5 protein-coding genes are annotated in these 4364 nt (G+C 61.3%); 3 read left to right on the plus strand and 2 right to left on the minus strand.

Features of this window, described 5'->3' with window-relative positions; all coding sequences use genetic code 11:
* The 3 genes from dapF to ACH2EH_RS12910 all read left to right on the plus strand — a co-directional run.
* On the plus strand, positions 1–756 hold a 756-nt coding region (dapF, locus tag ACH2EH_RS12900; RefSeq protein ID WP_395142273.1), incomplete at its 5' end, for a diaminopimelate epimerase.
* 2 nt (positions 757–758) lie between these two features.
* The gene (locus ACH2EH_RS12905; RefSeq protein ID WP_395142275.1) at positions 759–1637 is read left to right on the plus strand and encodes a LysR family transcriptional regulator; all 879 of its coding nucleotides are present in this window, start codon (positions 759–761) and stop codon (positions 1635–1637) included.
* Between the two features lie 13 nt (positions 1638–1650).
* On the plus strand, positions 1651–2673 hold the full coding sequence (locus tag ACH2EH_RS12910; protein WP_395142277.1) for a hypothetical protein: 1023 nt from the start codon (positions 1651–1653) through the stop codon (positions 2671–2673).
* On the opposite strand, the gene alr is transcribed toward ACH2EH_RS12910, so the two are convergent.
* Together alr and ACH2EH_RS12920 are read right to left on the minus strand one after the other, a co-directional pair.
* A complete protein-coding gene (gene alr / locus ACH2EH_RS12915) occupies positions 2652–3725 on the minus strand; it encodes an alanine racemase (RefSeq protein ID WP_395142279.1) in 1074 nt (357 codons plus the stop codon). The genes ACH2EH_RS12910 and alr overlap by 22 nt on opposite strands.
* Before the next feature lie 27 nt (positions 3726–3752).
* Positions 3753–4364, minus strand: a 612-nt coding sequence (locus ACH2EH_RS12920) for a phosphodiester glycosidase family protein (RefSeq protein WP_395142280.1), incomplete at its 5' end; no start/stop codon positions are given.

Below are 4364 nucleotides of genomic sequence, written 5' to 3' on the forward strand. Positions count from 1 at the left end.
CGCTTTGGGATCGGTGCCGACGGGCTCCTGACGTACACGCTTTTGAACCCATCCCCCCAGCCCCCTTCCCTGTCCCAAGGAAGGGGGAGAGGGAAAGGGAGGGTGGATGCGAGCAGTGCGAGTAGCCGGGTGGGTTCGGGCCAAGGGGAGGCAGGTGATCTTCACTTTCGCATCTTCAATGCCGATGGCTCTGAGGACACCATGTGCGGCAATGGCCTACGCTGCGTCGTGACGCTCGCGGTGGAGCGTGGCCAAATTCCCGTTGACGGCATCGTGCAGACCCGCTCCGGGCCGGTTCCCTACAAGCTCACGCAGGGCACGGTAACTCTCACACTGCCACCGCCGCAGTTCTGGGAGCAGAGCGTTCCCGGCGGAACCACCGTGGACACGGGTTCGCTCCACACCGTGCTCTGGCCCACGGTGCTGCCCAGCGACACGACTTTTCTCCAAGACTCCCCCGCCCTCGAAAATGCCCCGCTCTTCCCGGAGAAGACCAGCGTGCTCTGGACTGTCGCCACCGCCCCCAATCAACTTCAACTGCGCATCTGGGAGCGAGGCGTGGGCGAGACACTCGGCTGCGGGACGGGAGCCTGCGCCGCCGCCGCTGTCGCGATCCAGACAGGCCGAGCAACTCGATTTGATCCCGTGCAAGTAACCTCGTGCGGCGGAACTCTCACGGTAGCTTGGGACGGCCTCCCCGGCGCTTCCCTCCAACTGACAGGCGCGGCGGAGATGGTCTTTTCAGGTACACTCTAGCCGTGGATCTCGATGCGCTTCGGCTCTTTGTGGACCTTGCGGAGACACGGTCCTTCTCCAAGACGGCGGGCAAGCACTTTGTCTCCCAGTCCGCCGTGAGTCAGCGCGTCCTCTCGCTCGAAAAGGAGCTGGGGCATCGCCTCGTTGAGCGGGGCAAGGGCCGCCCCGGGGCACACTTTACCGAGGCGGGCGAGCGCACATTGAGCTATGCCCTGGAGATTCTGGCGCGGGCGGATGCCCTCCACCGTGAGCTGGCAGACCTCGGGCGCGAGATCGGCGGAACCCTTAAAGTGGCGACAGTCTACTCCATCGGGCTCCATGCCCTGACTCCTGCCGTCACCACATTTCTCCGGCAGTACCCGATGGTCAATCTTCACCTGGAGTACCTGCGCACCGATAAAATCTACGAAGCACTTCAGGCAGGAACCATTGACTGCGGCATTGTCGCCTGCCCCCGCGAACGGGCTGGAATCTCCATCCTCCCGCTCCCCTCAGAAAATATGGTGGTGGCGCTCCCCCCAGATCACGTCCTGGCACAGAAAGATACCCTCGCAGCAACCGAGCTCCAGGGACTTGCCTTTGTCGCCTTTGCTCAGGACATCCCGACGCGCGATTTGATAGACACTTTCCTGGCCAAGCACGGAGTCACGGTGCGCATCACGCAGGCTTTTGATAATATCGAAACCATCAAGCGCGTGGTCGAGATCGGGCTGGGCGTGAGCATTCTCCCCGAGCCCACCATCGAGCGCGAAGTGCGCGACGGCACACTCATCACGCGTCCCCTTACGGGCGAGGAGCTCACCCGCCCGACAGGCGTTCTGCTTCCCAAAGGCCGCACCCCAACCCGCGCCCTGGAACGCTTCCTGGCTGTTTTAACGTAAGTAAGGACTTGACATGCAAAAGCTTCTCCAACGCGCTCGGAAAGTCTTCACGCCAAAGAAAAATACGTTCGTCAACCTGGCCTGGCAATCGGATTCTCGCCTCATTGGGCTGGAAGCCTCGGCCCCAAAGTCCGCAAAAGACAAGCCCGCCGTCGCGTTTTTCTCGGTGGATGTCCTGACAGGAAGACGAACGACCTCTCCCAACCGCCTTCCCTTTCTTGCTATTGACTTTGTGGGCGGCACGGAGCTCGTGTTCTCCCCAGAGAGCGCCGCGCTATTAGGCATCACCGACGATGACACCGGGTTCGTGGTGCATATTCTCTCCACCGACGGCCAGCGGCACCACACTTGGGAACTCGAAAAACCACTGCTCTCGATCTCGGAGCGCCTTCACCATGCCTCGCCTCCGTTCTGGAGCGATCATGGCCGCGCCTGGGTCGTGCTGGCGTTTCGCCACAAAGGGGAGGAGCCCACCTCGGAGCTCTTCGCGGTGACCGGGCGGCGTGACGAGCCCGGAAAATTCAGAATCGTCTCGCTCGGGCGCTCCGATAAATCGGAGATCGGGTGCTTTCATCCCGATGCGTTCCAGGGGCAGTATGGGTTTGTTAACTTCAATCTCGGAGCCATTCTGGAGTGCACCGACGGCGACACCGTGCTTGGGGCGCGTGGCACGCTACAAATCGGGTACCGGCCCCAGCTTTTTCGCTATACCTTTCGCCTGTCCGAGGGCGCACGCTCTCGCACGGCGACCATCATCCCCTTCCCCACCGTGGGATCGTTCAATCAGCTTGCCTACTCGCCGGTGAGCAAGCGTCTCGCCGTCTTCGTGGCTCAAGACTACAGGAAGGACACCTCCTTACTGCAACAAGGGTATGAGCTACACACGCTGCGCCTTGACGGAAGCCAGCGGGTGGCTCTGGGGGAACTTGCGTTCCCGTACACGGGGCCATTCCCCAGGCAGCTGCAGTGGCTACCGGGGGGGAGGAAGCTCTGTTTCGAGTTCAAAGGAGCTTTCTATGTGGTAGATGGGGTGTAGTAGCGCGGCACCCGGCTGTTGAGCAGTGTCGTCGGCTCGTGCGCCGTTGTCTCGGCCCACTGCGCCACCTCCGCCGCCGTGATCCCCTCCCCAATCAATGTCACGGTGTCGCCCACCGAAACGCCTGCAACTTCCGTGACGTCCACCTGGCACTGATCCATCGAGACACGTCCCACGATCGGGCAGCGCTGGCCCTGCACGACCACAAACCCTCGATTTCCCAGTCGCCGCAACCAGCCATCGCCGTAGCCCGCCGGGACAGTGGCAATCACGGAGTCGCGGGTGAGCGTGTGAGTTCGCCCGTAGCCGACCGTTGCGCCTTCGGGCAGTGACTTAACAAGAGTCAGACGCGCATTGAGTGTCATTGCGGGAAGTGTGGGGCACTCTTCCAACGCACCAGGATAAGGCTCGATACCATAGAGAATCGCCCCCGCGCGCCGAATTCCTCCACTCGCTAACCGCAACATCCCCGGTGAGTTAACCACAGAGTGCAAGCCCTCCCAGTCGCGTGTTATTGCCTTGAAGGTGAAGAGCTGTAGCTCCGTGGGTAGCAGGTCATCCTCATCGGCAGACGATAGGTGCGTGGCGATGCCAATAATCTCCACCTGTGGCGGGCAATTTTCACGAAGGCTCTTCAACTCCGGAGAGTCCATCCCCTCGCGGCCCATCCCGGTATCGAGCACAAGATAGCAGCGTGCGGGAATGGGGGCGATTTTTGCGGCGGCAGCAAAAGCGGCAAAGAACTCCGGGCTGGAGATAAACGGGGTGAGGTCGGCGCGGACACAGTCGGTGGCCTCTTCAGGGAGCAAGGCACTCAGCGGGTAGACCGACTGTGAGAGTCCCGCTTTGCGCAAGCTCAGCCCCTCCTCCAAAGTCGCCACACAGAGCCGCGTTGCCCCGGCGGAAACGCAGGCCCGCGCCACGGGAACCAGGCCATGGCCGTAGGCATTGGCTTTCACGACCGCTGCGACATCGCGGTAGCGAGCGCTCAAAAGACGATAATTATGGGCGATGGCCTCCAGAGAAACCTCTGCCCAGACACGATTTTGCACAACGCATTATCCCATACGGGCGCTGTATTACCCTTTCGCCACGACCACGGGTTTCTTCTTGCCAACCGATTTCTTGGCCACCGCCGTGGGCTGCTCCACATAGACAGCCAGCGCGTTGGTGAGCTTTCGTCCTGGCGCGACCAGCGCCTTCCCATCCAGATAGAGCCCAGTAGACGAGCCCCCATCGTAGTTCAGTGCGTCCACTGCCCCGGCTGCTTTAAGAATCTGTGCCCACTCGGTCAGCGTGACGGGGCTCTTGGTAGCCACTAAGATCAGATTGCCGTTCTTGAGGATACCAACACCGGCACGTGGATCAGGCTTTTGGAGGAGAGAACTAAAGCCGGACTTGGCCGGATTCACCACGATCTCACCGTCTTTGAGTAGTAAAATGCCGCCCGCGAGCACAATCTCACTCTTGCCCCAGTCCGTGTGGCGGTCAATGCCGTCATTAGCCCGAATCCCTGCCACCCAGCCCTCCGCGCCTTTCACGCGGCGCAAGCAGAGCGCTGCTCCACGCCCCCCAAAGTGCACCAGCTTCTTTCCAATAACAATATCGCCCATCGGCTGGAGGCTACGGGTATCGAAGAACGCACCCGTCAGAACCACTTTTGCACCTCGGTTTGCCATCGAGGCCAGACT

The organism is Armatimonas sp. (assembly GCF_043760365.1).
In the GTDB taxonomy this organism is placed as follows: Bacteria; Armatimonadota; Armatimonadia; order Armatimonadales; family Armatimonadaceae; genus Armatimonas.

Bases quoted from the DNA above. Each gene is read 5' to 3' on its own strand.
- ACH2EH_RS12910 (WP_395142277.1), top strand. From the start codon at position 1,651: ATGCAAAAGCTTCTCCAACGCGCTCGGAAAGTCTTCACGCCAAAGAAA.